This is a genomic window from Thioalkalivibrio sp. ALJ4 (assembly GCF_000377225.1).
GTDB lineage: Bacteria > Pseudomonadota > Gammaproteobacteria > Ectothiorhodospirales > Ectothiorhodospiraceae > Thioalkalivibrio.
In genome coordinates, this window is sequence record NZ_KB897917.1 from 270,542 (window position 1) to 296,664 (window position 26,123).

General features: G+C 67.0%; 32 protein-coding genes and 3 tRNA genes. 23 read left to right on the top strand and 12 right to left on the bottom strand.

Features of this window, described 5'->3' with window-relative positions:
• The first annotated feature begins 20 nt into the window (after positions 1-20).
• The 7 genes from C936_RS0101330 to C936_RS0101360 all read left to right on the top strand — a co-directional run bounded on the left by C936_RS0101330 (position 21) and on the right by C936_RS0101360 (position 6,308).
• Positions 21-677 carry a protein-L-isoaspartate O-methyltransferase gene (locus C936_RS0101330; RefSeq protein ID WP_018139460.1) on the top strand — a complete coding sequence of 219 codons (657 nt, stop codon included), beginning with the start codon at positions 21-23 and terminating at the stop codon, positions 675-677.
• Positions 678-797: 120 nt separating this feature from the next.
• Positions 798-2,150, top strand: a complete 1,353-nt coding sequence (locus tag C936_RS0101335; protein ID WP_018174967.1) for a TolC family outer membrane protein — start codon at positions 798-800, stop codon at positions 2,148-2,150.
• Positions 2,147-2,710: an isochorismatase family protein gene (locus C936_RS0101340; RefSeq protein WP_018174968.1), complete on the top strand. Its 564-nt coding sequence runs from the start codon at positions 2,147-2,149 to the stop codon at positions 2,708-2,710. The genes C936_RS0101335 and C936_RS0101340 overlap by 4 nt, the downstream gene beginning before the upstream one ends.
• A gap of 30 nt (positions 2,711-2,740) precedes the next feature.
• Complete coding sequence (locus tag C936_RS14980; protein WP_196799362.1) at positions 2,741-2,881, top strand: hypothetical protein; 141 nt, start codon at positions 2,741-2,743, stop codon at positions 2,879-2,881.
• Between the two features lie 13 nt (positions 2,882-2,894).
• Positions 2,895-3,746 carry a hypothetical protein gene (locus C936_RS0101350; protein WP_018174969.1) on the top strand — a complete coding sequence of 284 codons (852 nt, stop codon included), beginning with the start codon at positions 2,895-2,897 and terminating at the stop codon, positions 3,744-3,746.
• Positions 3,746-4,816 carry a homoserine O-succinyltransferase gene (locus tag C936_RS0101355; RefSeq protein WP_018174970.1) on the top strand — a complete coding sequence of 357 codons (1,071 nt, stop codon included), beginning with the start codon at positions 3,746-3,748 and terminating at the stop codon, positions 4,814-4,816. The genes C936_RS0101350 and C936_RS0101355 overlap by 1 nt, the downstream gene beginning before the upstream one ends.
• A 151-nt stretch (positions 4,817-4,967) precedes the next feature.
• Positions 4,968-6,308: an MFS transporter gene (locus C936_RS0101360; RefSeq protein ID WP_018649113.1), complete on the top strand. Its 1,341-nt coding sequence runs from the start codon at positions 4,968-4,970 to the stop codon at positions 6,306-6,308.
• A gap of 6 nt (positions 6,309-6,314) precedes the next feature.
• On the opposite strand, the gene trmB is transcribed toward C936_RS0101360, so the two are convergent.
• The 3 genes from trmB to thiS are packed head-to-tail and all read right to left on the bottom strand — an operon-like array spanning position 6,315 to position 8,102.
• Positions 6,315-7,043 (bottom strand): tRNA (guanosine(46)-N7)-methyltransferase TrmB, encoded by a 729-nt coding sequence (gene trmB, locus C936_RS0101365; RefSeq protein WP_012983825.1) that lies wholly within the window; start codon positions 7,041-7,043, stop codon positions 6,315-6,317.
• Positions 7,044-7,045: 2 nt separating this feature from the next.
• Complete coding sequence (locus C936_RS0101370; RefSeq protein WP_012983826.1) at positions 7,046-7,852, bottom strand: thiazole synthase; 807 nt, start codon at positions 7,850-7,852, stop codon at positions 7,046-7,048.
• Positions 7,853-7,895: 43 nt separating this feature from the next.
• Complete coding sequence (gene thiS / locus C936_RS0101375) at positions 7,896-8,102, bottom strand: sulfur carrier protein ThiS (protein ID WP_012983827.1); 207 nt, start codon at positions 8,100-8,102, stop codon at positions 7,896-7,898.
• A gap of 65 nt (positions 8,103-8,167) precedes the next feature.
• On the opposite strand from thiS, the gene C936_RS0101380 reads away from it, so the two are divergent.
• The 3 genes from C936_RS0101380 to C936_RS0101390 all read left to right on the top strand — a co-directional run bounded on the left by C936_RS0101380 (position 8,168) and on the right by C936_RS0101390 (position 8,908).
• Positions 8,168-8,241 (top strand) — tRNA-Gly (locus tag C936_RS0101380).
• Positions 8,242-8,325: 84 nt separating this feature from the next.
• Positions 8,326-8,763 carry a Fur family transcriptional regulator gene (locus C936_RS0101385; RefSeq protein WP_012983828.1) on the top strand — a complete coding sequence of 146 codons (438 nt, stop codon included), beginning with the start codon at positions 8,326-8,328 and terminating at the stop codon, positions 8,761-8,763.
• 69 nt (positions 8,764-8,832) lie between these two features.
• Positions 8,833-8,908: transfer RNA gene (locus C936_RS0101390), tRNA-Thr, on the top strand.
• Between the two features lie 43 nt (positions 8,909-8,951).
• On the opposite strand, the gene C936_RS0101395 is transcribed toward C936_RS0101390, so the two are convergent.
• A complete protein-coding gene (locus C936_RS0101395; protein WP_012983829.1) occupies positions 8,952-10,274 on the bottom strand; it encodes a DEAD/DEAH box helicase in 1,323 nt (440 codons plus the stop codon).
• A 105-nt stretch (positions 10,275-10,379) separates the two neighbouring features.
• On the opposite strand from C936_RS0101395, the gene trxA reads away from it, so the two are divergent.
• On the top strand, positions 10,380-10,706 hold the full coding sequence (gene trxA, locus C936_RS0101400; protein WP_012983830.1) for a thioredoxin TrxA: 327 nt from the start codon (positions 10,380-10,382) through the stop codon (positions 10,704-10,706).
• 210 nt (positions 10,707-10,916) lie between these two features.
• Positions 10,917-12,176 (top strand): transcription termination factor Rho, encoded by a 1,260-nt coding sequence (rho, locus tag C936_RS0101405; RefSeq protein WP_012983831.1) that lies wholly within the window; start codon positions 10,917-10,919, stop codon positions 12,174-12,176.
• 96 nt (positions 12,177-12,272) lie between these two features.
• Here rho and C936_RS0101410 read toward each other — a convergent pair whose 3' ends face one another.
• The 5 genes from C936_RS0101410 to rph form a co-directional block, all read right to left on the bottom strand.
• On the bottom strand, positions 12,273-12,521 hold the full coding sequence (locus tag C936_RS0101410) for a transcriptional antiterminator, Rof (RefSeq protein ID WP_018174972.1): 249 nt from the start codon (positions 12,519-12,521) through the stop codon (positions 12,273-12,275).
• Positions 12,518-12,712, bottom strand: a complete 195-nt coding sequence (locus C936_RS0101415) for a CPXCG motif-containing cysteine-rich protein (protein WP_018174973.1) — start codon at positions 12,710-12,712, stop codon at positions 12,518-12,520. The genes C936_RS0101410 and C936_RS0101415 overlap by 4 nt, the downstream gene beginning before the upstream one ends.
• Positions 12,712-13,917: a radical SAM family heme chaperone HemW gene (hemW, locus tag C936_RS0101420; protein ID WP_018174974.1), complete on the bottom strand. Its 1,206-nt coding sequence runs from the start codon at positions 13,915-13,917 to the stop codon at positions 12,712-12,714. Before hemW ends, C936_RS0101415 begins: the two co-directional genes overlap by 1 nt.
• 21 nt (positions 13,918-13,938) lie before the next feature.
• Positions 13,939-14,550 (bottom strand): RdgB/HAM1 family non-canonical purine NTP pyrophosphatase, encoded by a 612-nt coding sequence (gene rdgB, locus C936_RS0101425; protein WP_018649114.1) that lies wholly within the window; start codon positions 14,548-14,550, stop codon positions 13,939-13,941.
• Between the two features lie 278 nt (positions 14,551-14,828).
• Complete coding sequence (gene rph / locus C936_RS0101430; protein WP_012983836.1) at positions 14,829-15,557, bottom strand: ribonuclease PH; 729 nt, start codon at positions 15,555-15,557, stop codon at positions 14,829-14,831.
• 165 nt (positions 15,558-15,722) lie between these two features.
• Here rph and C936_RS0101435 point away from each other — a divergent pair, with 165 nt between their 5' ends.
• The 5 genes from C936_RS0101435 (at position 15,723) to C936_RS0101455 (ending at position 19,900) form a co-directional block, all read left to right on the top strand.
• The gene (locus C936_RS0101435; protein WP_018649115.1) at positions 15,723-16,586 is read left to right on the top strand and encodes a YicC/YloC family endoribonuclease; all 864 of its coding nucleotides are present in this window, start codon (positions 15,723-15,725) and stop codon (positions 16,584-16,586) included.
• A gap of 14 nt (positions 16,587-16,600) precedes the next feature.
• On the top strand, positions 16,601-16,828 hold the full coding sequence (locus C936_RS0101440; protein ID WP_012983838.1) for a DUF2835 family protein: 228 nt from the start codon (positions 16,601-16,603) through the stop codon (positions 16,826-16,828).
• Positions 16,829-16,929: 101 nt separating this feature from the next.
• The gene (locus tag C936_RS0101445) at positions 16,930-17,361 is read left to right on the top strand and encodes an Hsp20/alpha crystallin family protein (RefSeq protein ID WP_012983839.1); all 432 of its coding nucleotides are present in this window, start codon (positions 16,930-16,932) and stop codon (positions 17,359-17,361) included.
• Between the two features lie 240 nt (positions 17,362-17,601).
• On the top strand, positions 17,602-18,510 hold the full coding sequence (locus C936_RS0101450; RefSeq protein ID WP_018649116.1) for a DnaJ C-terminal domain-containing protein: 909 nt from the start codon (positions 17,602-17,604) through the stop codon (positions 18,508-18,510).
• 37 nt (positions 18,511-18,547) lie between these two features.
• Positions 18,548-19,900 (top strand): DegQ family serine endoprotease, encoded by a 1,353-nt coding sequence (locus C936_RS0101455; RefSeq protein WP_018649117.1) that lies wholly within the window; start codon positions 18,548-18,550, stop codon positions 19,898-19,900.
• A 218-nt stretch (positions 19,901-20,118) separates the two neighbouring features.
• Here the strand turns inward: C936_RS0101455 and C936_RS0101460 are convergent, their stop codons facing one another.
• Together C936_RS0101460 and moaD are read right to left on the bottom strand one after the other, a co-directional pair.
• Positions 20,119-20,556 carry a molybdenum cofactor biosynthesis protein MoaE gene (locus C936_RS0101460; RefSeq protein ID WP_012983842.1) on the bottom strand — a complete coding sequence of 146 codons (438 nt, stop codon included), beginning with the start codon at positions 20,554-20,556 and terminating at the stop codon, positions 20,119-20,121.
• Between the two features lies 1 nt (position 20,557).
• The gene (gene moaD, locus C936_RS0101465; RefSeq protein ID WP_018139470.1) at positions 20,558-20,791 is read right to left on the bottom strand and encodes a molybdopterin converting factor subunit 1; all 234 of its coding nucleotides are present in this window, start codon (positions 20,789-20,791) and stop codon (positions 20,558-20,560) included.
• Positions 20,792-20,836: 45 nt separating this feature from the next.
• On the opposite strand from moaD, the gene moaC reads away from it, so the two are divergent.
• The 6 genes from moaC to def all read left to right on the top strand — a co-directional run bounded on the left by moaC (position 20,837) and on the right by def (position 25,671).
• Complete coding sequence (moaC, locus tag C936_RS0101470; RefSeq protein ID WP_018139471.1) at positions 20,837-21,328, top strand: cyclic pyranopterin monophosphate synthase MoaC; 492 nt, start codon at positions 20,837-20,839, stop codon at positions 21,326-21,328.
• A complete protein-coding gene (locus tag C936_RS0101475) occupies positions 21,325-23,553 on the top strand; it encodes an AsmA family protein (protein WP_018649118.1) in 2,229 nt (742 codons plus the stop codon). The genes moaC and C936_RS0101475 overlap by 4 nt, the downstream gene beginning before the upstream one ends.
• A 70-nt stretch (positions 23,554-23,623) precedes the next feature.
• Complete coding sequence (gene mutY / locus C936_RS0101480; protein ID WP_018649119.1) at positions 23,624-24,679, top strand: A/G-specific adenine glycosylase; 1,056 nt, start codon at positions 23,624-23,626, stop codon at positions 24,677-24,679.
• On the top strand, positions 24,663-24,938 hold the full coding sequence (locus C936_RS0101485; RefSeq protein ID WP_012983847.1) for an oxidative damage protection protein: 276 nt from the start codon (positions 24,663-24,665) through the stop codon (positions 24,936-24,938). The genes mutY and C936_RS0101485 overlap by 17 nt, the downstream gene beginning before the upstream one ends.
• Positions 24,939-25,030: 92 nt before the next feature.
• Positions 25,031-25,106: transfer RNA gene (locus C936_RS0101490), tRNA-Phe, on the top strand.
• 28 nt (positions 25,107-25,134) lie between these two features.
• Positions 25,135-25,671, top strand: coding sequence for a peptide deformylase (def, locus tag C936_RS0101495; protein ID WP_018649120.1), 537 nt, complete (start codon positions 25,135-25,137; stop codon positions 25,669-25,671).
• A gap of 3 nt (positions 25,672-25,674) precedes the next feature.
• On the opposite strand, the gene C936_RS0101500 is transcribed toward def, so the two are convergent.
• A complete protein-coding gene (locus C936_RS0101500) occupies positions 25,675-26,094 on the bottom strand; it encodes an SRPBCC family protein (protein WP_018649121.1) in 420 nt (139 codons plus the stop codon).
• Positions 26,095-26,123: the final 29 nt, after the last annotated feature.

The following is a 26,123-nucleotide window of genomic DNA, read 5'->3' on the forward strand; positions in this document are numbered from 1 at the left end:
ACGTACTCGAGGACTCCGCGATGGATTTCGCCCTGGCCCGGATGAACATGGTTGAACAGCAGGTCCGTCCCTGGGACGTGCTGGACATGCGTGTACTGGACGTGATGGAAACGCTTCCACGCGAACGCTTCATGCCGGACGCCTACAAGGCCCTGGCGTACGCCGACTCCGAGATCCCGCTCGGCCATGGCGCGCACACCCTGCCACCGGTGGTGATCGGCCGCCTGCTGCAGGCCGCCGCCGCGCAGCCGACCGAGACGGTGCTGGAGATCGGTACCGGCTCCGGCTATGTCACCGCCTGCCTGGCACGCCTGGCCGCGCACGTCGACTCCATCGAGCGCATCGACGAACTGCGTCTGAATGCGCGCAATACGCTGGTCGACCTGGGGCTGGAGAACGCCAGCCTGCGCACCGCCACCGTGACCCCCGAGTGGGCTCCGCCGCGCGAGCGCTATGACGTGATCGTACTGACCGGCGCGATGACCGAATACAACGACTTCCTCGAACGCTACCTGACCCTGGGTGGCCGGCTGTTCGTGATCACCGGTGACGGCCCGATCATGCAGGCCAACCTGATTACCCGCACCACCGAGGACAGCGTCCGCCACGACGTGCTGTTCGAGACGCGTGTGGAGCCGCTGGTCGGTTTCGAACCGAAACCCGCGTTCGAATTCTGACTTCCCACCCCCGGCCGTCCGCCCGCCGGGGTCTCCATCGCAGAAACACGGGTCCGCGTGCACATTGCCCGGTGTTTCCCTACGATGGAGCTTTCCCTGTCTATTCAGGAAGCCGCGCCCATGAACCGGTCCGTCAAACGTATTTTTTCCACGCTGGCGACTGCCGGCATCGCCCTGCTGGTGGCCAGTCCCGCCCCGGCCGCCAGCCTGCTTGAGGTCTACGAGCGCGCCGCCACGGAAGACGCCGAGCTGCGCGCGGCCAAGGCCGAGTACCGCAGCGTGCTCGAGAACCGTCCGATCGCGCGCTCCGCCTTCCTGCCGCAGATCACCGGCGAGGCCGAGGCCGGCGCCTTCTACAACAACTATCGCAACCAGGACAGCTTCGACGGACGCCAGACCAGCTTTGGCGTATCGCTGATGCAGAGCCTCTACGACCGCCGCAATTTCATTGAACTGACCCAGGCCGATCTCGAGATCGCGCGCGCGGAGGCCGAGCTGGACGCCGCCCGCCAGGACCTGATCCTGCGCGTCTCCGAGGCCTACTTCGATGTGCTGGTTGCACAGGAGACGCTGGCCTTTCGCGAGGCGGAGCTCGAGGCCATCGGCCGCCAGCTGGAACAGACCGAGCGCCGCTTCGAGGTGGGCCTGATCGCCAGCACCGACGTGAAAGAGGCCCAGGCCCAGCGCGACATCGCCGAGGCCGAACGCATCGCCGCGGAGAACCAGCTGGACGTGGCGCGCGAACAACTCGCGGTAATCACCAATACGTACTGGGACGAACTCGACGTGCTGCGCGAGGATGCCGAACTAACCCCGCCAGAACCGGCCGATGCCCAGGCATGGGTCGATATCGCGCTGGAAAATAACCTGGAGCTGGCTGCCCAGCGTCTGACCACCGAGACCGCCCGCGAGCAGATCCAGCGTCAGCGCGCCGAGGGCCAGCCAAGGCTGAACCTGAACGCCTCGGTCAGCGAAAACCGTTTCCACGGTATCGATGACGGCGGCGCTGGCGCGCAGGGCGCGGGGCCCCTGTTCAACGAAGGCACCGAGGCCCAGGTGGGCGTGCGCCTGGAGGTGCCGTTCTATACCGGCGGGCGCGTGAGCGCGCTGACCCGCCAGGCCCGCGAGGACTTCCAGGCCGCACAGGAAGGCCAGTCGCTCGTTGAACGCCGCACCACCCAGGACACGCGCAATGCCTATCTGTCGGTGATCGCGAACAGCTCGCGCGTGCGCGCCCTGGAGCAGGCACTGATCTCCACCCAGGCCGCCTTCGAGTCGGCCGAAGCCGGGTTCGAGGTCGGCACGCGTACCCAGGTCGACGTGCTGCTGGCCCTGCGCGAGGTGTTCCGCGCCGAGCGTGACTACGCCGAGGCCCGCTACGGCTTCCTGACCGACTCGCTGCGCCTGCAGCGCGCCGCCGGCCGCCTGAGCGTCGCGGACCTGGAGTCGATCAACCAGCTGCTGGAGCGATGACCGTCGATCCACGCGCCCGTTGCGACCGTGTCCGCTCCCGCCTGGTCCTGATCGACCTGCAGGAGCGGCTGCTGGCCGCCATGCCGGACAGCGAACGCGAGGCGGTGGAGCGCCACACCGCACGGCTCGTCGAGGCCGCACGCAAGCTGGGCGTCCCGATCGAGGTCTCGCGCCAGTACCCAAAGGGGCTGGGCGAGGTGGCGGCGAGCCTGCAGCAGGCGCTGGACGGGCACGGCACGCTGACCGACAAGACGGCCTTCTCCTGCTGTGCGGAAGATGACCTGCACGCGCGCCTGACCGGTGGCGACCAGATCGTCCTGACCGGCGCCGAGACACATATCTGCGTCACACAGACGGCCCTGGAACTGCTGGACGCAGGTGTTACCGTGTTCGTGGTCGAGGATGCGGTCTGCTCGCGCGACGCCACGCGCAAGCGCAACGGACTGGAGCGACTGCGCGCGGCGGGCGCGATCATCACGAACCACGAATCGGTACTGTTCGAGTGGCTGCGCGACGCGGCCGACCCGCAGTTCCGCGAGCTCAGTCAACTGATCCGCTAACGATAGACGGGGAGAAACGCAGGGATGCGCATGCTAGGAAACATTCTGCTGGGCGCGTGGCTGATCCTGTTCGGCCTGCGCGGCCTGCTGGGGCTGCAGTTTCAGTACGACCACTATGTGATCAGCGGTCTGGCCGTGATCGCGGGTATCCTGTTCATCCTGCGACGTTAAACGAAACCCGGACATGCGCCTTTCGCCCGAAGAATACCGCCAACTGGACCATCGCCGGATCACCCTGCTGGGGATGTCCGGTGTCGGCAAGACGCGCCTGTCCAACATGCTCCGACGCGAGGAGTGGTTCCACTACTCGGGTGACTACCGCATCGGCACGCGCTACCTGAGCGAACCGATCCTGGACAACATCAAGGCCCAGGCGATGGCCGTGCCGTTTCTGCGCGACCTGCTGCGCTCGGACTCGATCCAGGTCATCAACAACATCACGGTGGACAACCTGCACCCGGTCGCGAGCTTCCTCGGCAAGCTCGGCAACCCGGAACAGGGCGGCCTGCCGCTGACCGAGTTCAAGCGCCGCCAGAACCTGCACCACGAGTCCGAGGTGCAGGCGATGCTCGACGTGCCGGACTTCATCCACAAGTCGCAGACGCTGTTCGGCTATCCGCATTTCGTCAACGACGCCGGCGGCTCGGTCTGCGAACTGGACAGCCCCGGCGTCCTGGAGACCCTCGCCGAGCACACGCTGATCCTCTACATCAAGGCGACTGACGAAGACGAGCGCCAGCTGATCGAGCGCGCGGAACGCGACCCGAAGCCGCTGTACTACCGCGAGGCCTTCCTCGACCAGCAGCTTGCCGAGTACATGCGCGACGAGGGGCTGGACTATGTCGCCCAGATCGACCCGGACGCCTTTGTGCGCTGGGTGTTCTCGCGCCTGTTCCGCGCGCGCCTGCCACGCTACGAGGCAATCGCGGAGGCACACGGCTACACCATCAGCACCACCGAGCTCGCGCAGGTCCGCAACGCCGCGGACTTTGACGACCTGGTGTGCATGGCCCTGGAGCGGGAGGCGCGACTGTAATGCCACTCGTTGCCCACTCGGACCTGCCCACCTTCGCCCGCCTGAAGAGCGAAGGCGAGACCGTACTGCCCAGCGACTTCGCCCAGCAGCAGGAGATCCGCGCGCTGCACATCGGGCTGCTCAACATGATGCCGGACGCCGCCCTGGCGGCCACCGAGCGCCAGTTCTTCCGCCTGATTGGCGAGAGCAACCAGATCGCGCAGTTCTACATCCATCCCTTTACCCTGCCGCAACTCAAGCGCGGGCCGAAGGGGCGCGATCACATCAAGCACTACTACGAGGACTTCGAGGATCTGAAGAAGGATGGCCTCGACGCGCTGATCATCACCGGGGCCAACGTGACCCAGCCCGATCTGGCGCTGGAGCCGTTCTGGGAGCCCCTGGCGGAGGTCGTCGACTGGGCCTGGGACAACGTGACCTCCACGCTGTGCTCCTGCCTTGCCACCCACGCCGTACTGCAGGCCCGCTACGGCGAGCATCGCGTGCACATGGGCGAGAAGCTGTGGGGCGTGTTCCCGCATCGCGTGGTGGACCGCGGCCACCCGCTGGTCACCGGCGTGAACACGCGTTTCGACGTGCCACACTCGCGCTACAACGACGTCTCGCGCGAGCAGTTCGAGCGCCACGGCCTGCGTGTACTGGTGGAGAGCGAGCAGTCCGGCATCCATCTGGGTGCATCACCGGATGGTTTCCGCATGGTCTTCTTCCAGGGGCATCCGGAGTACGACTCGATCAGCCTGCTCAAGGAGTACAAGCGCGAGGTCGTGCGCTACATCCAGGGCGAGCGCGAGAGCTATCCGCCCCTGCCGGAGAACTACCTGCTGCCGCAGGCGGCGGCGATCCTCGACGAGCACCGCGAGCATGTGCAGGTCGCGGTCGAGCACTGCACCGAGATCCCGGCACTGCCGGAGGCACTGCTGCTCGACCGCCTGGACAACACCTGGCACGACACCGCACTGGCGGTGATGAACAACTGGCTGGGCAACGTCTACCAGCTGACGAACCTCGACCGGCGCAAGCCGTTTCGCGACAGCGTCGACCCGAACGACCCGCTCGCCGGGCGGCGCTAATCCGGCTCTGCCCCTCATGGCGAGGAGGTGACGAGGCAGCCTCCTGACGATGGCAGGGCCGCGGGGCCGGTTGTTTCGAGAATCGATGGATTCGTCGCTTCGCTCCTCGCAATGACAGCGCGGGGGGATCTCCTCGTAACCAGGGATACCGATGGCCGAGACTGATTCGGAAAAGCTGCCGCGTCCGATCCTGCACCTGTACGAGACCATCGCCGGGGAAGAGGACGCGCGCGTCTGCAAGGACATCCCGGAGGATGCCTGCCGCGCGCAGCCGGTCAATTTCTTCGTCCACCTGGTCTCCAACACGCTGAGCAAGATTGGCGACGAGCTGGCCTCGGCGCGGCTGGTGCTGGCCTGGCTGCTGGGGGCACTAGGCGCCCCGGCCGCGTTTGCCGGCTTCCTCGTCCCGATCCGCGAATCGGGGTCGCTGCTCCCGCAGCTGTTCGTCGCCGCCTCCATTCGCCGCCGCGCCATCCGCAAGGGGTTCTGGATCCTGGGCTCGGTCCTCTCCGGGCTGGCGGTCGCCGGGATGGCGATCGTCGCCCTGACCCTGGAGGGCGCGGCGGCGGGCTGGGCGATCCTCGGGCTGCTGACCGTGTTCGCGCTGGCGCGCGGGATCAATTCGGTGGCCTCGAAGGACGTGCTCGGCAAGACGATTGCCAAGCAGCGCCGCGGCACCGTGATGGGCTATGCCGCCTCGCTGGCCGGCTTCTTCACGCTGGGGCTGGGGGTCTATCTGACCCTGGCGAACCTCGAGGATGCCGGTATTGGCATATTCGTCGCCCTGTTGGCCGCCTCCGCCGGCGCCTGGTGGGTGGCGGCCGCGACCTTTACGCGCCTGCACGAGGCCCCGGGCTCCACCGAGGGCGGCGGCAACGCGATCACCCAGGCGCTGTCCTCGGTACGCCTGCTGTGGACCGACCGCGCGTTCGGGCACTTCGTGTTCACCCGCGCGCTGCTGATGAGCACGGCCCTGGCGCTGCCGTTCTATGTGCTGCTGGCCGAAGATGCGACCTCGGGGGATCTGGGCACGCTGGGGCTGCTGATCCTGGCCAGCGGGCTGGCCTCGGCGGTCAGCGCCCCGGTCTGGGGACGCCTGTCCGATCGTTCCTCCCGCTGGGTACTGATTCTCTCGGGCCTGCTGGCCGCAGGGCTCGGCATCCTGGTCGCCCTGGGTGTCTGGTTCGCGCCGGTGGATACCGACTCGGCGCTGGTGCCGGGCGGGGTCGTCTACGCGCTGCTGTTCTTCCTGCTGGGGGTCAGCCATGCCGGCGTGCGGCTGGGGCGCAAGACCTATCTGGTGGACATGGCCACCGAGAAGACCCGCGCCGCGTTCACCGCCGTCAGCAATACCGTGATCGGCGCGCTGCTGCTCGTGGGCGGGCTGTTCGGACTGCTGGCCCAGCTCGCGGGCACCGAGGTCGCGATTTTCGTGCTCGCCCTGATGAGCCTGGCCGGCGCGGTCAGCGCCTGGTGGATGGGCGAGGCCTGAGGCCCGTCAGGCCTCGGCGTCGGTGCGCCTGTAGAGGAGATCGGCCACCGCGTGGCCGCGCCGCTCGCCGCGCCGCTCGAACTTGGTCACCGGGCGTTCCGGCGGACGCCCCGGGGCCGGCACCGGGCCATCCGGTTCAAACCACGGCGCGCACTCTTCCAGTACCGCCATCATGTGCTCGGCGTATTCGGCCCAGTCGGTCGCCAGGTGCAGCCGCCCGCCCGGGCGCATACGCGAGGCCAGCAGGCGCACGAACGGTGGCTGGATCAAGCGGCGCTTGTGGTGGCGCTTCTTGTGCCAGGGATCGGGGAAATACACCTGAACCCCGTCCAGGGCCGCCGGCGCGATGTAGTGCTCCAGCAGTTCCACGGCGTCGTGGTCGGAGACGCGCACGTTGGTCAGACCGCGCTGCTCCACCTCGCGCAGCAGGTGACCCACGCCCGGGCGATGAACCTCGGTGCCGATGTAATCGCGCCCCGGGTTCTGCGCGGCCTGCTCGGCCAGGCTCTCGCCGTCGCCAAAGCCGATCTCCAGCGTGACCGGCGCCTCGCGGCCGAAGACGGCCGCCAGGTCCAGCGGTGCCGCGGGCTCCGGCAGCGCGAGCCCGAAGCGCGGCAACAGCTCGTCCAGCGCACGCTGCTGGCCCGGCGTCAGCCGCCCCTCGCGGCGCACGAAACTGCGGATACGCCGGTAAAAGGGCTTGTCCTCGGAGGCAGAATCAGCAGACTCACTCATGCTCAGCTGAAGAACAGGCCGGTCTGCGGCGAGGAGGCCGATGCGTAGCGGCGCGGCGCCATGCGCCCGGCACGGTAGGCCTGACGCCCGGCGATGATCGCGTGACGCATGGCCGAGGCCATCATAACCGGGTCCTCGGCAGCCGCGATGGCGGTATTCATCAGCACCCCGTCGCAGCCCAGCTCCATCGCGATTGCGGCATCCGAGGCCGTGCCGACGCCGGCATCGACCAGCACCGGAACGTTGGCGTTTTCGACGATCTCGCGGATGTTGTAGCGGTTCTGGATACCCAGCCCGGAGCCGATCGGGGCGGCCAGCGGCATGATCGCCAGACAGCCGATCTCTTCCAGGCGCTTCGCCAGCAGCGGATCGTCGGTGGTGTAGACCATCACATCGAAGCCCTCGGCGACCAGGGTCTCGGCGGCCTTCACGGTCTCGAAGACATCCGGGTACAAGGTCTTCTCGTCGCCCAGGACCTCCAGCTTCACCAGGTTGTGCCCGTCCAGCAGCTCGCGCGCCAGGCGGCAGGTACGGATCGCGTCATCGGCGGTAAAGCAGCCGGCCGTGTTCGGCAGCAGCGTGTAGCGCTCCGGCGAGATCACGTCCAGCAGGTTGGGCTCGTCCGGGTTCTGGCCGATGTTGGTGCGGCGGATCGCGACCGTGACGATCTCCGCCCCGCTGGCCTCAATGGCATCACGGGTCTGATCGAGATCGCGGTACTTGCCTGTGCCCACCAGCAGACGGGAGGTGAACTCGCGTGAACCCACGCGGAAGAGGTCGTCGGCAGACGCGGCGGCCGATTCGGTCATGGTGATTCCTTCGTTGAAAGTAGTTACGGACGGCGACTCGGACTCAACCGCCCCCAATCGCCTGCACGATCTCCACGCGATCGCCGGGATGCAACGGGTGCGCGGCGTGCTCGCTGCGCGGTACCAGCTCCTCGTTGACCTCCACTGCCAGGCGGCGACCGCCCAGGCCACGCGCCTCGATCAGCGCAGCCAGGGTGGCCTCGCCATCTTCGGGGAGTTCGAAGGGTTCGCCGTTCAGCTGAATCTGCATAGTTCTTCGACTGGTCAATTTGCCGTTGAGCCGGAGGCCAACAAGACCTACAATCGCCGACTCAAGCGGGTGTAGTTCAATGGTAGAACGGGAGCTTCCCAAGCTCTTAATGTGGGTTCGATTCCCATCACCCGCTCCATTCTATCAGAGGCTTGCGCCTCCGGACCCCCATCGGACTGACGTGATCTGGACGCGATCCAGCAGCTGTTATATTGTCCGGAATATGTCTGCTACATCTGACAATCCGAATCTGCTGGACGTCGACGACGCCCGCGCGTTGCTGCGCGAACACACGATCTCTCCGACGGAGCAGCGCGTGGAGATTGCACGCGTAATGTTCGCGCGTCATCAGCACCTGAGCGCCGAACAAATCCTCGGCCGCCTGGTGCAGCATTCGTCGCGCGTCTCCAAGGCCACGGTCTACAACACGCTCAAGCTGTTCGCAGAGAAGGGCTTGGTGCGCGAGGTCGTGATCGACCCGACCAAGCTTTTCTACGACTCCAACCTGAATCCGCACCACCACCTGTTCCACACCGACACCGGCGAGCTGGAAGACGTCGATCCCGCACGGGTCGATATCTCGCACCTGCCCCCGCTGCCGGAAGGCAAAGAGCTGCTGGGTGTGGACGTGATTATTCGGGTCAGCGAGCGCACGGCCTGATCCGGAACCCGCGCCGCCGGTCGCGCGGGATTGTTGTCGAGCCCCACCCCCGCTATTATGGCGCGCTTCGCCGACGTAGCTCAGTTGGTAGAGCAATCGATTCGTAATCGATAGGTCGCAGGTTCGACTCCTGCCGTCGGCACCATTTCCCCCTCCCTGCTCCCTCTTGCGCCTGTTCGCAGAACGGCTCAGGAGCCTTTTGGCTTGCCGCCCCCGCTGCGATGGCGGTGCCCGCCGCCGCCCGACGGTTTACCCGATCCGCGCGCACCGCCACGTCCACCACCGCCGCGCCGGTCGTCGCGCGGCTTGCGCGGGCGCGGCTTGGGGCGCACCGGGTCGCTGAACAGGGCTGCGGGGTCCACGGTCTCCGTGGGGATCCGTTCGCCGAGATAGGACTCGATGTCCGGCAGGTAGAACGCGGAGTCCTCGCAACCGAAGCTGATGGCGTCGCCCTCGGCCCCGGCACGTGCCGTGCGCCCGATGCGGTGCACGTAGTCCTCGCCCGACTGCGGCAGATCGAAGTTGAACACGTGGGTCACGGCCGGGATGTGCAGTCCGCGCGCCGCGACATCGGTCGCCACCAGAAAGGCGTACTCGCCTGCGGTGAAGCGCTCCAGCAGGCTCGAGCGCTTGTTCTGCGGCACATCACCCGAGAGCAGCGCGGCCTTCTGCCCGTTCACGTTCAGCCAGTCGCAGACCTTCTCGGCCCCGTGCTTGGTGTTCACGAACACAATGGCCCGCTCCGGCTTGAGATCGCGCGCCAGCCCCAGCAGCAGCGGGATTTTTTCCTCGTTCGCCGGGTAGTAGATCACCTGGCGCACGCGATCCGCGGTCAGGGTCTCGGCCTCGACCTGGACCTTTTCCGGGTTGCTCATGTGCTCGTAGGCCAGCTCCATCACACGCAGCGACAGCGTGGCCGAGAACAGCATGGACAGCCGCTCGCTGGCCGGCGCGCAGCGACGCATCAGGAAACGCACGTCCTTGATGAAACCGAGATCGAACATGCGATCGGCCTCGTCCAGCACCACCACCTCGGTGTGCCCGAGCCCGAACACCTTCTGCTTGAAGTAGTCGATGATCCGGCCCGGCGTACCAATCAGGATGTCGGCCCCGGCCTCCAGCTGCTCGCGCTGGCTGTCGTAACCGGTACCACCATAGGCCAGCGCCAGCTTGAGCCCGGTTTCGCGCCCCAGCATCTCGGCATCCTTGTGGATCTGGATGGCGAGTTCACGCGTCGGGGCGACGATCAGGGCGCGCACATCGGTCGCCCGGCGATCCGGCGCGGGCGCCTGGCGCAGCAGACGGTTGAAGGTGGCGATCAGAAAGGCCGCGGTCTTGCCCGTACCGGTCTGCGCCTGCCCGGCGACATCCCGCCCGGCCAGCGCAATGGGCAGGGTCAGCGCCTGGATCGGCGTGCAGGTCTCGAAACCGGTGGCGCGGATGCCCGCCTGTACGGCCTCGGGCAGATCGAGCTGGTCGAAGCGGGGCGTTTCCTGCGCGGGATCGGTCATGTGAATCCTCTATTACTTGAACTGTCTGGCGATCATCGTCGATAGTAAGAGCCGTGCAGCCGGCGTTGCGGGCTGTTCCCCCAACCCAAGTGATGAGGGCTCGGAGTGAGCGACAAAATTGTGTACACGTCAGACGCCGGTTTCGACGAAGACGTCCTGAAGGCGGATCAGCCAGTCCTGGTGGACTACTGGGCCGAGTGGTGCGGGCCCTGCAAGATGATCGCCCCCATTCTGGATGAAATCGCCGAAGAATACGCCGGCAAGGTCAAAGTCGCCAAGCTGAACATCGACGAGAACCCGTCCACGCCGCCGAAGTACGGCATTCGCGGGATCCCGACGCTGATGCTATTCAAGAATGGCGATGTCGAAGCCACCAAGGTCGGCGCATTGTCCAAGTCGCAGCTGACCGCTTTCCTGGACCAGCACCTCTGATCCGGCATACCCCGGGGTCGCATGCGGCCCCGGGGTTGCAGTACCAAAAAAACGACGCCACCAGGCCTTGCCCCAAGCGGGCGCGTCGCTTACCATCGGTTCAGTTCAGGCGGTCGCCAGACCGCAACCTGCCCCCGATACTCAATCCAAGGCAAGCCGAGCGGCCATCCCCGGTCGCCGATCATCCACGTTGAACACAGCACCCCACGAATGAACCTGACCGAACTGAAGCGGATGTCCGCTGCCGATCTCGTCGCCTTTGCAGAAGAAAAAGGCATCGACAACATGTCCCGCGCCCGCAAGCAGGAGATCATCTTTGCCCTGCTGAAGGCCCATGCCAAAAGCGGTGAAGCCATCTACGGTGACGGAGTCCTGGAGATCCTCTCCGACGGCTTCGGATTCCTGCGCAGCGCCGACAGCTCCTATCAGGCCGGGCCGGACGACGTGTACGTCTCCCCCAGCCAGATTCGACGCTTCGGGCTGCGTACCGGCGACACCATCGCCGGCAAGATCCGCCCGCCCAAGGACAACGAGCGCTACTTCGCGCTGCTGAAGGTCTCGGAGATCAACTTCGAACCACCGGAGAATGCCCGGCACAAGGTGCTGTTCGAGAACCTCACGCCGCTGCACCCCTCCAAGCGCATGCGCATGGAGCGCGGCAACGGCTCCACCGAGGACATCACCGCCCGCGTCATCGACATCGTGGCGCCGTTCGGCAAGGGCCAGCGTGGCCTGATCGTCTCCCCGCCCAAGGCGGGCAAGACGCTGATGCTGCAGAACATCGCCCAGAGCATCGCGACCAACTACCCCGAGTGCTACCTGATCGTGCTGCTGATCGACGAGCGCCCGGAGGAAGTCACCGAGATGGACCGCATGGTCCAGGGCGAAGTGGTCTCGTCGACCTTCGACGAACCGGCCCAGCGCCATGTGCAGGTCGCCGAGATGGTGATCGAGAAGGCCAAGCGCCTGGTCGAGCACAAGCGCGACGTGGTGATCCTGCTGGACTCCATTACCCGCCTGGCGCGCGCCTACAACACCGTCGCCCCCAGCTCCGGCAAGGTGCTGACCGGTGGCGTGGACGCCAACGCCCTGCACCGTCCGAAGCGCTTCTTCGGTGCCGCGCGCAACGTGGAGGAAGGCGGCAGCCTGACCATCCTCGCCACCGCGCTGGTCGAGACCGGCTCGAAGATGGACGAGGTGATCTACGAGGAGTTCAAGGGCACCGGCAACATGGAAGTGCACCTGGAGCGCCGCATCGCCGAGAAGCGCATCTACCCGGCGATCAACGTGAACCGCTCCGGCACCCGCCGCGAAGAACTGCTGACCGCGCCGGACGAGCTGCAAAAGCTCTGGATCCTGCGCAAGTTCCTGCACGGGATGGACGATATCGAGGCGATGGAATTCCTGCTCGGTCGCATGCAGTCCTCGAAGACCAACTCCGAGTTCTTCGACCAGATGAAGCGCAGCTGACGCGAAGCGGGCCCCGCGCCCGCCTCCCGTCATCGCGAGCGCCAGCGCAGCGATCTCCAGGGGCGGGCCAGGCGCTCGCCGTGCAAGGACGGCGTATCAGCCGGGCACCGGCTCGAAGCTGACCAGACGGTCCAGCCGCCACCACTGGCGCCGACCCTCGGCGTCACGCAGGATCAGATACTCGGCCCCGCGCCGCGTGCGCAGATCCAGCGGCCGCACCACCGCAATCCGATCCATTTCGCCCCGGCGCCAGTGGGTGCGCAGGTGTTGCCCGCGCAGGATCGCCAGTTCCAGTTCGGAGTAGCGCTCGCAGGCAATCGGCGTGTACGGCGGGGTCACACTCATCCCCCCTCCCGAATGGCCTCCACCTGCGGGATCTCGGCGTCCGGGGACTCGACGCGCCGAAACACGATGGGGGCGCAGCACACGGCGCAGTCCTCGATCCATTCCTGGTCCGCACTGACCATGTCCACCGTCGTCTCGCCCGGTTCGCCACACCAGGGGCAGGTAAAGCCGACAAACTCCACCGGTCGCATCACCGCACCTCCTCCGGGCCCGCTATGACCCGGGCCCCGGCTGTCACACCCGCCATGTCTTCCGGCAAAAACCGCTCCAGAATGTCATTGAGAAAGGCCAGGCCACGTTCGGTCGGCTGCAGGCGCTGCGGATCGGACACCAGCAGACCCTCTGCCCGTAGCGTGCCCAGCGCCGGTTCCAGCGTAGTCAGGTCCAGGCCGCAGCGCTCCTCGAAGCAATGCGCGGGCACTCCCTCCACCAGACGCAACGCGTTGAGCATGAACTCGAACGGCAGCTCGGCCTCGGGGACCGCCTGGTCGCGGTGCAGGTCGGGCGTCTCCAGGTAGGCCGCGGGCTGGCGCGGCTTGGTCCGCCGCAACACCCGCCCCTGGGACGGCAGTGTCAGCTTGCCATGGGCCCCGGCCCCGATGCCGAGGTAGTCGCCGAACGTCCAGTAGTTGCGGTTGTGCCGGCATTCCCGCCCCCTCGTGGCGTACGCGGAAACCTCGTATCGAGTATAGCCAGCCGCAGCCAGCACACATTGTCCTTGTGTGAACAATTCCTCGATCGTGGAATCCGGTGGCAATACCGGGGGCCGGGCTGCGAAATAGGTGTTGGGCTCCAGGGTCAGCTGATACCAGGAGATGTGCTCGGGTCCCTGATCGACCGCGGCCTGGAGGTCCGACAGCCCAGCCTCGACAGACTGCTGCGGCAGGCCGAACATCAGATCCAGGTTGATGTTGTCGAACCCGGCGCCGCGGGCATGCTCGACCGCGGCATGGGCCTCGGCCCCGCCGTGGATGCGCCCCAGTCGCTCGAGCATGGCGTCGTCGAAGCTCTGGATACCCAGCGACAGCCGGTTGACCCCGGCCTCGCGGTAGCCATGGAAGTATGCGCGATCTGCGGTTCCGGGGTTGGCCTCCAGCGTGATCTCGGCATCCGGGCGCAGGGGCAGCCGCGCACGCAGACCGGAGAGCAGGTCCGCCATTGCCTCGGGCGGGAACAGACTGGGGGTCCCGCCGCCGATGAACACGCTGTCCACGCGCCGCCCCCAGACATCCGGGAGCTGCGACTCGAGGTCGCGCATCAGCGCCTCGACATACGCGTCGAACGGGGCCTCGCCCCGCGGCTCATGGGAGTTGAAGTCGCAGTACGGGCACTTGCGCACGCACCAGGGCAGGTGCACATACAAAGCCAGGGGCAACGGGGTGGCGAATACGCTCATCCCGCGAGCATAGGCGCCGGCTCAGTGATCGGCACGTTCCCGCAGTTGTGCCACCAGTTTGGCCAGGGCCTGGCCGCGATGGCTCAGGCGATTCTTGGCCTCCGGGGGCAGCTCGGCCGAGGTGCAGCCCTCCTCGGGCACAAAGAACAGCGGGTCGTAGCCGAAGCCGTTGGCACCGCTGGGCTGCTCGACGATGCGGCCCGGCCAGACCCCTTCGGCGATCAGCGGCGAAGGGTCCTCGGCATGTTCCAGAAACACGACGACTGCGCGAAACCGCGCGGCTCGCTGGGCCTCGGGGACACCCGCCAGCGCCTCCAGCAGCTTGGCGTTGTTCGCGGCATCGTCCGCCTCCGGCCCCGCATAACGCGCGGAGTAGATGCCCGGCTGGCCGCGCAGGGCGTCGACCTCCAGGCCCGAGTCATCGGCGATCGCGGGCAGGCCGGTATGCTGCGCGGCGTTGCGCGCCTTGAGGATCGCGTTCTCGACAAAGGTCAGCCCGGTCTCGTCGGCCTCGGGCACCGCGTGCTCCGACTGCGGCTCGATCGCCAGCCCCAGCGGCTCCAGCAGGGCCCGGATCTCGCGCAGCTTGCCGGGGTTGCCGGTGGCGAGGACGACGCGACGGGACGGGTCCATGACTCAGCCCCAGGGAGACACTGACTGATGGACACGTTCGCGCTCGAGTCGATTTTGCGTGCTGACAAGGCGTGGTGAGCGACGTGTAGCCGAGCTACATAAGCGAGCCGCAACGCAGTCAGCGGGCAAAATCGGCCGAGCCCCGTCCGTCAAGAATTTGTGGGGTTGGCACCCCATGTTCCCCGATCCTGCGTTGCGCCGCTTGCCGGTAGCACCACTACCGACTGCGCGCCGCGCCTGGTCTCGGGAAACATGGGGCGCCAACGCGAACGTGTCCATCAATCAGTGTCTCCCTTGGCCAGCGCCGCCCGCTGGGCCTCGACGATCTGCTGGATGCCCTTCTCGCCCAGATCCAGCATCTGGTTCAGCTCGTCGCGGCGGAAGGCATGGCCCTCGGCCGTCCCCTGGATCTCGATCACGCCGCCGGCCTCGTTCATCACCAGGTTCAGGTCGGTCTCGGCCTGGGAGTCCTCGTCGTAATCCAGGTCGAGGACCGGCGCACCGTTGAAGATGCCCACCGAGATCGCCGCCAGGTGCCCGTGCAGCGGGTCCTTGCGGATCATGCCCTGCTCGCGCGCCTTGCGGATCGCGTCGCGCAGGGCGACATAGGCACCGCTGATCGAGGCGGTACGGGTCCCGCCGTCAGCCTGGATGACATCGCAGTCGACGATGATCTGGCGCTCGCCCAGGGCCTCCAGGTCAACCACGGCGCGCAGGGAGCGGCCGATCAGACGCTGGATCTCCATGGTGCGTCCGCCCAGCTTGCCGCGCGCGGCCTCGCGCGCCATGCGGTCGTGCGTCGAGCGTGGCAGCATGCTGTACTCCGCCGTCACCCAGCCGCGACCCTTGTTCTTCAGCCACGGCGGCACGCGCGACTCGATGGTCGCGTTGCACAGCACCCGGGTGTCGCCGAACTCCACCAGCACGGAACCCTCCGCGTGCCGGGTGAAATGGCGGGTAAAACGCACCGGGCGCATCTCGTCGGCTTGTCGGCCACTGGGTCGCATGCTTGATCCTTGCTAGATTGGAGTGGCGCGCAGTATACGGGAGACGGGAGAGGCTCTCACATGAGCGCGCCCGCGGCGGATCTGGGGCAAAGGCGGCCGAAGACGCCAGCAAATCACACGCGCACCGGGCTGTTACCACGCGCAGGGCTATCAACAGGGGACCTTATGATCGCGAGCATGACCGGCTTCGCCCGGCAGCCGATGACGCTGGACCAGGGCGTTTACGACTGGGAACTGAAGAGCGTCAACCATCGCTATCTCGAGTTGCGCATCCACCTGCCGGAGGCCCTGCGGGCGCTGGAGCCCGAGGTGCGCAATCGCCTCAAGAAACGGCTGAGTCGGGGCAAGGTCGATGTGGTGCTGCGCGATCGCGGCCAGTCGGGCGGCTCGCCCACCGCATTCGACGTGGACCGTGTGCAGTCGCTGATCGAGGCGACCGAATCCGTCGCCGACATGATGAAACACGATGCCAGCGTGTCGCCGCTGGATATCCTCGCCTGGCCCGGGGTGCTGGAGGGGGCGAAAATCGACACCGACCGCCTCGCCGGCCCCATTCTTGCCGAGCTCGACAGCGCGATCGACGCCCTGGTGGCGATGCGCGAGGCCGAGGGCCAGGAACTGGTCAACGGCCTGCGCGATCGCCTGGAGGCCCTGGCCGAGCATGTCGTGCTCATCCGCGAGCGGCGCGAGCCGATGCTGGTCGAACAGCGCGAACGCACCCTGAGCCGCATCAACGAGCTAGACCTGAGCCTGGACCCGAAGCGGCTGGAGCAGGAGGTGGCGCTACTGGCACAACGCCTGGATATCGCCGAGGAGCTGGATCGCATCGACGGCCACGTGAAGGCGGTGCGCGAGATCCTGGACAAGGACGGCCCCAGCGGGCGGCGCCTGGATTTCCTGATGCAGGAGTTCAACCGCGAGACGAATACCCTCGCCTCCAAGTCGCATGACCTGGAGATCACCCGCGCAACCGTCGAGATGAAGGTCCTGATCGAGCAGATGCGCGAGCAGGTACAGAACCTCGAATAATCGGTGTTTCCTTAATGCATCGCTACCGCGTGCACCTGTCCATCTCGCGCCACGAGATGGAGGACTACTACACCGGGCGCGCGGCGGTCGTCTACGCCGAGTCGGAAGGCGGCATCAGCGTGCAGTTTCCCGCCCGGCTGCTGCGTCAGCACCTCGACCAGCGCGGCGTCTATGGCGTGTTCGAGTTGGTCACCGACGACCAGCATCGCCTGCTGGATTTCCGCCGCCTCACACGGCCCTGACAGCGCGCCGCAGCCCCCTTTCCCACCCCTTGAAATTTCCCCAGCGGCCCCTATCTCCATGGGTGAGTCAGAGTTGACACCCGGAAGAGGAGGGTAAAGCCATGACAATGATGCGTTACGAACCGTGGAGCCTGCTGGGTCAGCTGTCGCGCGAACTCGGCCGCATGCCGGATATGCCCGGCACGGACGACTCCGCCGCGACGTCCGACTGGGCGCCTGCCGTGGATATCCGCGAAGAGACCGATGCCTACGTGCTGCACGCCGACATCCCCGGCGTCGACCCGAAGGACATTGAACTCCACATGGAGAACGGCGTGCTGACCCTGCGCGGCGAGCGCAAGCACGAAAGCGAAGAGGAAAAGAACGGCTACAAGCGGATCGAGCGGGTGCGCGGCACCTTCTTCCGCCGCTTCTCGCTGCCGGACACCGCGGATGCCGAAAACATCTCCGCGCGCTCCGAAAACGGGGTGCTGGAGGTTCGTATTCCGAAACAGGCACGCGTACAGCCACGCCGGATCGAGATCACGGGCTGATCCGGCACCAACCCTGCCGGCAGCCGTCACGGCTGCCGGAATTCGGGCGCTGCCGGCGCAAGCGGGCGGCGCCTCGTTTTTTGATGGCGGCAACAGGATCATCGCCACCCGTTTCATGAAGCCGATGCACGGGTGACAGCCGAATCCCGGCTATCATGGGAAAGATCGGATACGGGCCGACAACCACCAAGGGATCCGGGTGTCCCCCGGGGATCGGACAGAGGCAACTCTGGGAGTGCAATGGAATACAAGGACTACTACAAGATCCTCGGCGTCAGCCGCGACGCCAGCCAGGACGCCATCAAGAAGGCGTACCGCAAGCTGGCGCGCAAGTATCACCCGGACGTCAGCAAGGCCCCGGATGCCGAGACCCGAATCAAGGAGGTCAACGAGGCCTACGAGGCCCTGGGCGACCCGGAAAAGCGCAAGGCCTACGACCAGCTCGGCTCCAACTGGCGCCAGGGGCAGGATTTTCGTCCGCCGCCTGGATGGGACGGCTGGGCCCAGCACCGTGGCGCCGGAGGCGGAGCCGATTTCGGCGGCTTTTCCGACTTCTTCGAGTCCATCTTCGGCGGCGCCGGGATGGGTGGCGCGGGCCGTCGCCGCGGTGCGGGCGGCTTCAACATGCGTGGTGCCGACCGCGAGGGTAAGGTCGAGATCACGCTCGATCAGGCCCTTAAGGGCACGGAGATCTCCGTCAACGATGCCGACGGGCGCGTGCAGCGCGTGCGTATCCCGGCCGGTGCCAAGGACGGCTCGCGCCTGCGCGTGCGCGGCCAGGGCGACCCGGGCGTGGGCACCGGCGGCTCTGGCGATCTGCTGCTGGAGATTCGCATCAAGCCCGACAGCCGCTACCGCGTCGAGGGCCGCAACCTCTCCCGCGACATCCCGATCACCCCCTGGGAGGCCGCACTGGGCGCCACCATCGAGGTCCCCACACCGCACGGCTGGGTCAACCTGAAGATCCCGGCGGGTTCGCAGTCCGGCAAGCAGATGCGTCTGAAGGGCAAGGGCCTGCCGGGCAAACCGCCCGGCGACCTGTACCTGAAGCTGATGATCCAGGCCCCACCCGAGGACGAGGCCGGCGACTGGTACCGCAAGATGGCGGAACAGTCCTCGTTTGCCCCGCGCGCAGGGCTGACACCGTAGTTCACGGACACGTAGTGCACGGACACAAGGAGCGCGCATGCGTCGGCTGGTCTCTTTCCTGATTCTGCTGTCGACCCTCGCCTGGGCCGGCCCGGCGCTGGCACAACTCCCCGCCGAGGTCGACGGCCAGCCCCTGCCCTCTCTGGCCCCGATGCTGGAGCGCACCATCCCCGGGGTCGTCAATATCGCCACCCGCGCCCGCGTGGTGGAATCCGTCAATCCGCTGTTCGACGACCCGTTCTTCCGCCGTTTCTTCGACCTGCCCGAGCGCCAGCGCGAACGCGAGCGTCAGGGGCTCGGGTCTGGCGTGATTGTGGATGCGACCGAAGGCACCATCCTGACCAACAGCCATGTGATCGCGCGCGCGGACGAGATCCTGGTGACCCTGTACGACGGGCGCCAGTACGAGGCGGAGGTGGTTGGTACCGACCCGGCAACCGACGTCGCCGTGATCCGCATCGACGCGGAAAACCTGCGCGCGATCCCACTGGCGGATTCCGATGCCCTGCGCGTCGGCGACTTTGTCGTCGCGATCGGCAACCCGTTCGGCCTCGGCCAGACGGTGACCAGCGGCATCGTCTCCGCGCTGGGGCGCAGCGGACTCGGCGGCTCCGGGTTCGAGGACTTCATCCAGACCGATGCCTCCATCAACCCGGGCAACTCGGGCGGGGCGCTGGTGAACCTGCGCGGGGAACTGGTCGGCATCAACACCGCCATTCTGGCGCGCGGCGGCGGCAACATCGGCATCGGGTTCGCGATCCCGACCAACATGGCGCGCCAGATCCAGGATCTGCTGGTCGCCGAGGGCCGCGTCGAGCGCGGCGCACTGGGCGTCGGCATCCAGGACCTGACGCCGGCGCTGGCGCAGGCCTTCGATCTCGACGTTACCCAGGGCGCGGTCATTACCGACGTACAACCGGACTCCGCCGCGAGCCGTGCCGGGATCGAGGCCGGCGACGTGGTGCTGACCATCGACGGAAAAGCCGTGCGCAATGCCGCGGACCTGCGCAACCGCCTGGGTCTGCTGCGGGTGGGGAGCGAGGTGGAGATGCTGGTCCTGCGCGACGGGCGCGAGCGCACCCTGACCACGCGCCTGGAACGCCCCGAGATCCGCCAGGCCGAGGGCGCTGCGATCCATCCACGGCTGGAGGGCGTGCGCCTGGCGGAACACACACCGCCCGGTGCCAGTCGCAGCCGTGTCGTCATCATCGACGTGGAGGCGGGCACCCCGGGCGCCCGAGCGGGGATTCGCCCCGGCGACGTGCTGCTGGCGGTCAACCGCCAGCGCGTCGAGCACCTGTCCGATCTGCCGCGCCAGCTATCGCCGCACCAGGCACTGGAGCTGCAGCTTCGCCGCGGCAATCAGACGCTCTATCTGACGCTGCGCTAGAGCTGCCCTTCCGGCTTTGGCAGGGGCTTCGCCTGCAAGCAGGCTCCCACAGAGCTTCGTCCACCTCGCCGCCCCCCCATGTCGTCATCCCGGAAACCGCGCAGCGGTTATCCGGGATCTCGGGGCCTGATGTCAGCCTTGTGCAGGAGATCGCGGCTCTCCGCTTCGCTGCGGCCGGGATGACCGGGGCTTTCAGACAGCCTCCGGGGGTGGAAGGATCAGAAGCCGGGGGTGTTTTTCTCGACCCAGCGGTCGCTGCCGTCGGCGAGGCGTTCGCGCTTCCAGAACGGGGCCTCGTGCTTGAGACGCTCCAGGATGTCGGAGCAGGCATCGCGCGCGGCGATCCGGTGCGCGGACCAGGTGGCCACGAGCACCAGGGCATCGCCCGGCCGCACGTCCCCTACGCGATGCGCGACCAGACAGCCCAGCAGCGGCCAGCGCGACTCGGCCTCGGCGACGATGCGCTCCAGTTCGCGCTCGGTCATGCCGGGATAGTGCTCCAGGAACAGCCCGGTCACAGTGTCGTCTTCGTTGAAGTCACGCATGCGCCCGACAAACACGCTGGCCGCCCCGCGCGCCTCGGCCGGGATATCCCGCTCGGCACGGGCCACCAGCGCCCAGGGGTCGAAGTCTTCGCTGTAGAGCTCGACGGCCACCTCAGCCCCCGGTCACCGGCGGGAAATAGGCGACCTCGTCACCATCGCGCACAACCGTATCCAGTGCAGCCTGTTCCTGGTTGACCGCCACCATCAGGCGTTCCGGCGGGGCATCGCCATGCAGGTGCCGCCAGAGATCCCCCACCGAGATCGATTCGGTGGGCAGCTCGGCCTGCTCGTCGGCGCGCCCCATTTCCTCGCGCAGGCGTGCAAAGTAGTGAACAGTTACGGTCATGCGGGCCCCTGTCATCACGGGTTCAAGTCAAGCATTATAGCGACGATGAACGATTTCACTCACTTCGATGCCGAAGGCCATGCGCACATGGTCGATGTCGGCGACAAGTCGATCACCCACCGGGTGGCGATTGCCGAAGGCCGCATCCACATGCAGCCGGAGACCCTGCAGCGTATCCGCGAAGGCCGCCATGCCAAGGGGGACGTTCTGGGGATCGCTCGTGTCGCGGGTATCATGGGAGCCAAGCGTACCGGTGACCTGATCCCGCTGTGCCACCCAATCGGTCTGACGCGGGTGGCCCTGGAACTGGATATCGAGAGTACCGCCGTCCGTGTGCAGGCGACCTGCGAGGTCCACGCCAGGACGGGCGTGGAGATGGAGGCCCTGACCGCGGTCTCCACCGCGCTGCTGACGGTGTATGACATGTGCAAGGCCGTGGACCGCGGCATGGTGATCGATGGCGTGCGCCTGCTGGAGAAGCGTGGCGGCCGCAGCGGCACCTGGCGTGCGGACACGACGCAAGGAGAACCCCGATGAAATGGATCAAGCGCCTGCTGGCCCTGATCGCGATCCTGTTGCTGCTGGCCGTGATTGTCGCCGTGTACCTGGTCGCGACCTTCGACGCCAACGACTACAAGGAGCGCATCGAGGCTGAAGTCCGCGATGCCACCGGTCGCGAACTGACCCTGGAAGGCCCGATCGGCCTGACCTTCTTCCCCAACCTCGGCCTGCGCCTGGAAGAGGTTCGCTTCGGCAATGCCGAGGGCTTTGGCGACGACCCGTTCGCCGAGCTGGATGTCGTCGATGTCTCCGTGGCGGTGATGCCGCTGCTTCGGCGCGAGCTGGACGTGCGGCACATCGAGGGGGATGGCGTGCGCCTGAACCTGGCGCGCGACGAAGACGGGCGCACCAACTGGGACGACCTGACCGAACGTGCCGAGGATGCCCGCGACGAGGCCGTCACCGGCGACAACGGCGAGGAACGCACCGCCACCGAATCGCGTCTGGCCATGGAGCGCATCGGCATCGCCGGTGTAACCCTGACCAACACCCGGGTGCACTGGGACGACCGCATGACTGGACTGCAGGCCACGCTGGATCCCTTCCGCCTCGAGGTCGGTCGCTTCCGCCCCGGGGTGGAAACACCACTGGAGATGGAGGCCGTGGTCAACGCCGAGGGTGGTGACCTGGACGAGCCGGTCGAATTCGCGATGAACCTGGAGGGCCTGATGAATCTGGACCTCTTGAGCAATCGCTATTCCATCCGCCGCCTGAACGCGAACTTTGGCGTAGAAGGCGCCGGACTGCCGCGCCCGATCGGCGTCTCGCTGGAAACCGACGTCGCGCTGGAAATCGCTGACGAGACCAAGATGCGCTTTGAGCGCGTAACCGTTGGCGTGGGTGATGTGCGCCTGACGGGCTTCACCGAGCTGACCGGGCTGGGCGCCGGCGAAGAGCTGGCCGTGCGCAGCGAACTGCGCAGCAACACCTTCTCGGTCCCGGACCTGATGGAAGATATCGGTCTCGAACCGCCCAAAACCAATGACCCGGACGCCCTCAAGCGTGTGGCGCTGGACCTCTCGGCCCGCGGCAGCCTGACGTCACTGGAGCTGAGCCCGTTCCTGGTGACCATCGACGATACGCGGCTGACCGGCAACGCCCGGTGGGACACCAGTGGCGAGCGTCCGCTGTTCGACTTCGACCTGAGCGGCAACGAGCTGAACCTCGATCGCTACCTGCCACCCGAAGTGGAACAGGCCCGCACCGAGGGTGGCCCCTCCAATGGCGAACGCGACGACGATGACGACATCGCCATCGAGCTTCCGGTGGAGCTGCTGCGCGGGATCGACGTACGCGGCGAGATGGCGCTGGAGCGCCTGGACGCTCTGGGTATGGTGATGCGCAACATCCAGCTGGAGATCCGCGCCAACGAAGGCGACTGGCGCATCGACCCGCTGGAAGCGCAAGCCTACGAAGGCCAGCTGACCAGCCGCGTGCGCGTCGACGTACGCGAAGACACCCCGCGCTACGAACTCGCGGCCGACCTGGCCGACCTGGACATCGGCGCCCTGCTGGAAGACATGCAGGGCGATGACGCGCGGCTCATGGGCATCGGCGATCTGGAACTCGATATCGCCACTCGCGGAAACACCGTCAACGCGCTGCGCAGCGCGCTGAACGGCTCCGGCTCCATGCAGTTCTCCGACGGTGCCATTCGTGGCATCAACGTCGCCCAGGTGATCCGCCGAGCGGAGGCGCGCCTGCGCGGTGAACGGCTGGAAGAAGACGAACCCAACCAGACCGACTTCAGCGACCTGACCGGCACCTTCGACATTCGCGATGGCGTCGTGCACAACGACGACCTGGTGGCCAACTCCCCGCTCCTGCGCGTGCGCGGCGAGGGCAGCGCCGATCTCACCGACGACACCCTCGACTACCTCGTGAACACCACCATCGTGGGCACTCTCGAGGGCCAGGGCGGACGCTCCCTGGAAGACCTGAGCGGCATCCGCCTGCCGATCCGCATCTCGGGCACCTTTGGCGACCCCAGCTTTCGCCTCGACCTGGAAGACATCCTGCGCGAGCGCTTCGAGGACGATGTCCGCGACCGCCTGGGCGAAGAAGAAGAGCGCCTGCGCGATCGCCTGATGCAGCGCCTCGACGGCGATCGCAGTGACGACGCCGAAGGCGAGACGGAAGAGTCCGGCGAACGCGATCTTCGACGCGAGCTGGAACGCGGCCTGCGCGAGCGCCTGCGGTAATCGTGCCGGCGAACTCGGCATTCAAGCGGCCGGCCTTCGAGGCCGGCCGCTTCATTTCGACACCCCCGCAATGACACCCTTTGCCGAACGGCTGCTTGCCTGGTTCGCCCGGCACGGCCGCAGCGACCTCCCCTGGCAGCACCCTCGCACGCCCTATCGCGTCTGGGTCTCCGAGATCATGCTGCAACAGACGCGCGTGGAGACGGTGATCCCGTACTTCCTGCGCTTCATGGAACACTTCCCCAACGTCGAATCCCTCGCGGCCGCCGACCAGGACACGGTCCTGCATCTGTGGTCCGGCCTCGGCTACTACGCCCGCGCCCGCAACCTGCATCGCGCCGCACAGCACATCGTGAGCGAGCATGGCGGAGACTTTCCGGATACGCGCGAGGCCCTGGAACAGCTCCCCGGCATCGGCCGCTCCACGGCGGCCGCGATCATCGCCCAGGCCCACGACCGGCCGGAGCCCATCCTGGACGGCAACGCCAAGCGCGTCCTCGCCCGCCACGCGGCCGTCGAAGGCTGGCCCGGCAGCCCGAGCGTCCAGCGCGAACTGTGGGCCGAGGCGGAGGCACGCACCCCGACCACCCGCTGCGCCGACTACACCCAGGCCATCATGGACCTGGGCGCCCTCCTGTGTACGCGCACGCGCCCGGACTGCCCCCAGTGCCCCGTAGCCGGCGACTGCCAGGCCCTGGCGCAAGACCGGACCGGAGACCTGCCCGCGCCGCGCCCACGCAAGGACCTGCCCACGCGCATCCGCCACGCCGCCCACCTGCAAACCGTCCAGGGCAGCCTGCTGGTACAACGCGCGGCACAGGGCATCTGGGGCGGGCTGTACAGCCTCCCCGAGGCCGCCGCGGCGCCCGAACTCGACGAGTGGGTGCGCAGCCAGTGGCCGCAGGCCGAGGCACAAGACACCAACGGGTTGCGCCACACCTTCAGTCACTACCACCTCGATCTGCGCATCCACTGCTACCGGCTCCCGCCGAACGCGTGTGGGATCATGGAAGGCGACAGGGCGATTTGGTATAAACCCGGCACATCACGGGCGGTCGGCATCCCGGCTCCCATCCAGCGTTATCTGCACGAACACAAGGATTCCGGCAATGGCACGAACCGTTAACTGCGTGAAACTCGGTAAAGAGGCCGATGGGCTCGATTTTCCGCCCTACCCCGGCGAGATGGGCAAGAAGATCTACCTGAACGTGTCCAAGGAGGCCTGGCAGGCCTGGCTCGGCCACCAGACCATGCTGATCAACGAATACCGCCTGACCCCGGTCGACCCAAAGGCGCGCAAGTTCCTGGAAGAGGAAATGGAAAAGTTCCTGTTCGGCGATGGCTCGGAAAAGCCGGAAGGCTTCGTCGACCCGAACCAGTCCTGATTCACGGCGGTTCGGCGGCGATTGCTTGACGTAGCCGCCACGGACCGCTTTAATACCGCCCTTCGCCCGAAGGGCGAATCCCTCCGAGAAATGGCCGGGTAGCTCAGTCGGTAGAGCAGGGGATTGAAAATCCCCGTGTCGGCGGTTCGATTCCGTCCCCGGCCACCATTATCTCTCCTGTGGCACCATCCTTCCCATGAGCGTTCGCCGTATTCTGCGCATGGGGCACCCCGACCTGCGTCGCGTCTGCGACCCGGTACCCGAATCCGATTTTGACAGCCCCGGGCTCTACGCCCTGGTGGACGACCTCGTCGACACCATGCACGCCAGCGAAGGCCTCGGCCTGGCTGCTGCCCAGATTGGCGTCCCGCAACGCGTCGCCGTGATCGAGATCCAGCCGGGCAATACGCGCTACCCCGGCGCCGTGCCGACCGGCCGCCTGGTCCTCGTGAATCCGGTGGTCACCGTGCTGGACGCAACCCCTCAGTGCTACTGGGAAGGCTGCCTCTCGGTACCGGGCCTGCGCGGCGAAGTCGCCCGGCCGCGCCACATCGCCGTGGACTACTACGAGCCCGACGGCACGACCCGCCACCTGGAACCCGAAGGGTTCCTCGCCACCGTCTTCCAGCACGAGATCGACCACCTCGATGGCACCCTGTTCATCGACCGCGTCACCGACACCACCCGCCTCGCCTTCCTCGACGAATACCGCGAGTTCCACGCGCAGGCGTAGGCATCACGCACCGTGTAGGCGCGGCCAGGCGTTGCGCACCACCTCCGCCCCCAGCGCATCCAGCAGCGGGTGGGCAGCCAGGCCGAGCAGGCCATCGGTCAGGGGGTTCTCGTCGCCGCAGCGCACGGCCAGATCCAGATGCGTACCGCGCGTACTCGGTGTCAGCCGATAACAGCCCTCGCAGGACAACCCGGCCAGCGCGCGCCAGCCGAGCAGGCGCGGCGGGACCGCGACCAGCACCTCCACTTCGAACGTCAGCGGCACCCCGGCCACCCGCACACGCCACCGGTAGCGCTCGGGCCCGACACACGTGATGGACTCGATGGCCTCGCTGTAGGCGGCGAACGCCTCCACCCGGGCCATCAACTCGAACACCGCCTCCGGAGCAGCGTCGATCTCCATCTCGTGGTGGATCACCGACATCGCCCACCGCTCCACATTGCAGGGTCGCC

Bases quoted from the DNA above. Each gene is read 5' to 3' on its own strand.
- C936_RS0101330 (WP_018139460.1), top strand. From the start codon at position 21: ATGGATTTCGCCCTGGCCCGGATGAACATGGTTGAACAGCAGGTCCGT.
- C936_RS0101335 (WP_018174967.1), top strand. From the start codon at position 798: ATGAACCGGTCCGTCAAACGTATTTTTTCCACGCTGGCGACTGCCGGC.
- C936_RS0101340 (WP_018174968.1), top strand. From the start codon at position 2,147: ATGACCGTCGATCCACGCGCCCGTTGCGACCGTGTCCGCTCCCGCCTG.
- C936_RS14980 (WP_196799362.1), top strand. From the start codon at position 2,741: ATGCTAGGAAACATTCTGCTGGGCGCGTGGCTGATCCTGTTCGGCCTG.
- C936_RS0101350 (WP_018174969.1), top strand. From the start codon at position 2,895: ATGCGCCTTTCGCCCGAAGAATACCGCCAACTGGACCATCGCCGGATC.
- C936_RS0101355 (WP_018174970.1), top strand. From the start codon at position 3,746: ATGCCACTCGTTGCCCACTCGGACCTGCCCACCTTCGCCCGCCTGAAG.
- C936_RS0101360 (WP_018649113.1), top strand. From the start codon at position 4,968: ATGGCCGAGACTGATTCGGAAAAGCTGCCGCGTCCGATCCTGCACCTG.
- trmB (WP_012983825.1), bottom strand. From the start codon at position 7,043: ATGAGTGAGTCTGCTGATTCTGCCTCCGAGGACAAGCCCTTTTACCGG.
- C936_RS0101370 (WP_012983826.1), bottom strand. From the start codon at position 7,852: ATGACCGAATCGGCCGCCGCGTCTGCCGACGACCTCTTCCGCGTGGGT.
- thiS (WP_012983827.1), bottom strand. From the start codon at position 8,102: ATGCAGATTCAGCTGAACGGCGAACCCTTCGAACTCCCCGAAGATGGC.
- C936_RS0101385 (WP_012983828.1), top strand. From the start codon at position 8,326: ATGTCTGCTACATCTGACAATCCGAATCTGCTGGACGTCGACGACGCC.
- C936_RS0101395 (WP_012983829.1), bottom strand. From the start codon at position 10,274: ATGACCGATCCCGCGCAGGAAACGCCCCGCTTCGACCAGCTCGATCTG.
- rho (WP_012983831.1), top strand. From the start codon at position 10,917: ATGAACCTGACCGAACTGAAGCGGATGTCCGCTGCCGATCTCGTCGCC.
- C936_RS0101410 (WP_018174972.1), bottom strand. From the start codon at position 12,521: ATGAGTGTGACCCCGCCGTACACGCCGATTGCCTGCGAGCGCTACTCC.
- C936_RS0101415 (WP_018174973.1), bottom strand. From the start codon at position 12,712: ATGCGACCGGTGGAGTTTGTCGGCTTTACCTGCCCCTGGTGTGGCGAA.
- hemW (WP_018174974.1), bottom strand. From the start codon at position 13,917: ATGAGCGTATTCGCCACCCCGTTGCCCCTGGCTTTGTATGTGCACCTG.
- rdgB (WP_018649114.1), bottom strand. From the start codon at position 14,550: ATGGACCCGTCCCGTCGCGTCGTCCTCGCCACCGGCAACCCCGGCAAG.
- rph (WP_012983836.1), bottom strand. From the start codon at position 15,557: ATGCGACCCAGTGGCCGACAAGCCGACGAGATGCGCCCGGTGCGTTTT.
- C936_RS0101435 (WP_018649115.1), top strand. From the start codon at position 15,723: ATGATCGCGAGCATGACCGGCTTCGCCCGGCAGCCGATGACGCTGGAC.
- C936_RS0101440 (WP_012983838.1), top strand. From the start codon at position 16,601: ATGCATCGCTACCGCGTGCACCTGTCCATCTCGCGCCACGAGATGGAG.
- C936_RS0101445 (WP_012983839.1), top strand. From the start codon at position 16,930: ATGACAATGATGCGTTACGAACCGTGGAGCCTGCTGGGTCAGCTGTCG.
- C936_RS0101450 (WP_018649116.1), top strand. From the start codon at position 17,602: ATGGAATACAAGGACTACTACAAGATCCTCGGCGTCAGCCGCGACGCC.
- C936_RS0101455 (WP_018649117.1), top strand. From the start codon at position 18,548: ATGCGTCGGCTGGTCTCTTTCCTGATTCTGCTGTCGACCCTCGCCTGG.
- moaD (WP_018139470.1), bottom strand. From the start codon at position 20,791: ATGACCGTAACTGTTCACTACTTTGCACGCCTGCGCGAGGAAATGGGG.
- moaC (WP_018139471.1), top strand. From the start codon at position 20,837: ATGAACGATTTCACTCACTTCGATGCCGAAGGCCATGCGCACATGGTC.
- C936_RS0101475 (WP_018649118.1), top strand. From the start codon at position 21,325: ATGAAATGGATCAAGCGCCTGCTGGCCCTGATCGCGATCCTGTTGCTG.
- mutY (WP_018649119.1), top strand. From the start codon at position 23,624: ATGACACCCTTTGCCGAACGGCTGCTTGCCTGGTTCGCCCGGCACGGC.
- C936_RS0101485 (WP_012983847.1), top strand. From the start codon at position 24,663: ATGGCACGAACCGTTAACTGCGTGAAACTCGGTAAAGAGGCCGATGGG.
- def (WP_018649120.1), top strand. From the start codon at position 25,135: ATGAGCGTTCGCCGTATTCTGCGCATGGGGCACCCCGACCTGCGTCGC.
- C936_RS0101500 (WP_018649121.1), bottom strand. From the start codon at position 26,094: ATGTCGGTGATCCACCACGAGATGGAGATCGACGCTGCTCCGGAGGCG.